Origin of the sequence: Synechococcus sp. H55.9, assembly GCF_047462355.1 — a bacterium.
GTDB lineage: Bacteria > Cyanobacteriota > Cyanobacteriia > Thermostichales > Thermostichaceae > Thermostichus.
In genome coordinates this window covers 1-1,869 of the sequence record NZ_JANSJB010000165.1, presented here as the reverse complement: position 1 = coordinate 1,869, position 1,869 = coordinate 1, and the positions used below count along the sequence as shown (strand labels likewise).

The window sequence follows — 1,869 nt, the reverse complement described above, 5'->3', positions numbered from 1 at the left end:
GAGTGGGTGTTGGTGCCGGAGTTGGAGTAGGCGTTGCCACCGGAGTGGGAGTGGGTGTTGGTGCCGGAGTTGGAGTAGGCGTTGCCACCGGAGTGGGAGTGGGTGTTGGTGCCGGAGTTGGAGTAAGTGTCGCCACCGGAGTGGGGGCGGGCTCGAGGGTAGGTGTTGGGGTGACTGCGGCGGTAGGGATCGGCTCCGGCTCTTCCTGGGTATCGCGGGTTGCTGGGCGCGGCCAGAGCCAAAAGGCGGCCAACAAAGCCACAGCGCCTCCCCCAGCCAAGACCCACTTCAGGCTGCTGCCAGAAGGCTGGAGAACCGTTGGGGGGGCAGCTTGCGGCAGAGGGCGGGTGCGGGGAGTATCCGTTCGTGGTGGGACGGGGAGATCCTGAGGGGGAGTAGCCGGGCGGGTGTTGCTGGCTGGGATGACTGTAGAGGGGGTTTTGGGAGTTTCGCCTGCAGCTTGAGAGGAGGGATCCGGTGCAGCTTCTGCCGAGGTAGTTGAGGGGAGAGGTTCCTGCCCGGCGATGTAGTAGGGGATCCCTGCACCTGGGGGAGAGACCGGCTCATCTTCAATGAGATCCAGATCCTCATCGCGGATATCTTCAAAGGCTCCAGCAGTCGATCCTGTATTGCCGGTGGTTGCGAGCGGCAGCCTGGGATCGGAAGAGGATGGAGCCTCGTTTTGAGCCTTGGCACCGCCGGTGGGAAGAATCACGGTACTGGCCTGGCTGCTGGAGAGTTGAGTGGCTACCGTCAGCTCATAGGCTTGCAGCAGCCGCTCCCCTAGCTCCTGCATCGTCTGCGGCCGCTCGTCGGGGTTTTTCTTGAGGCAATCCATCACCACTGCTGCCAAGGCAGGCGGGATCGGCTGCGGGGTTGTCTCCGGGTTGATCTCAAGGGGGCTTTCGTAGCAATGGGCGTGGATCCAACTGTGCAGAGAGTCGGTTTCCAATTGAAAGGGCATGGATCCCGTCAGCATCTCGTAGAGCACCACCCCCAGGGAGTAAATGTCTGAGCGGGCATCCAGAGACTTGCCCCGTATCTGTTCGGGAGAGGCGTAACGAGCGGTGCCGATAAATCCACCCCCTTTTTGGGTGCCCAGGCTAAGGGTGTGATCCGCCAAGGTTTTGGCTACGCCGAAGTCGAGGATTTTCAGTTGCGACGTGAGCTGGCCATCTCGAAAAACCCGCTCAACAAACAGGTTGCTGGGCTTGATGTCGCGGTGAATGACGCCCCGAATCTCACGGCCCTCGACCTTGGCTTGAAATGTATGAGCAAAGTGCAGCCCCTCACAGGCCTGCAGGGCCAGCCGAAGGGCTTGCCGGAGCGGCAGAGCCCCTTTTTCTCGAATCAGCTTGCCCAGATCCTGCCCCTTGAGGTACTCCATCACCAAGTAGGCCTGCTCCCCCTCTTGGCCGTGATCCAAGACTTTGACGATGCGGGGATGCTGGCCCAGAAGGGTGCTGACGCGGATCTCTTCGGCAAAGCGGCGACGCAGATCGGTCTGGGCGTCACCCCGGCTCAGCAGCATAGGGGCATGCAGGATCTTAACAGCCACCTCTTGGCGGTTGTTGTGCAAGTCCAAAGCGCGGAAGACGGATCCCATGCCGCCGCCACCGATTTCTTGAATCAGTTGGTAGCGGCCACCCAAAATGCGATTGGTGAGATCGGGGGCCATAGGTTTGCAGGTGCAGCGAAGAAGCAGCTTGGGCAGGGATGTCCATACGATAAACCAATTGCTGGAGTTTATACCCGCTCATTTCCCCGTCCAACTCAAGGATCCCAATCTTTGACGCTCTGGGAACTCTGCGCCGCTCAAGCCCTCACCCCCGGCCCCTCTGCCCTCACCCCCATCCCCTCTCCCAGAGG

Annotated in this window: 1 protein-coding gene; it reads right to left on the bottom strand. The window is 61.0% G+C overall.

The window, feature by feature from the left end; translation table 11 throughout:
* Window positions 1-1,678, bottom strand: a 1,678-nt coding sequence (locus tag NW857_RS12785; protein ID WP_414369180.1) for a serine/threonine protein kinase, incomplete at its 3' end; no start/stop codon positions are given.
* Window positions 1,679-1,869: the final 191 nt, after the last annotated feature.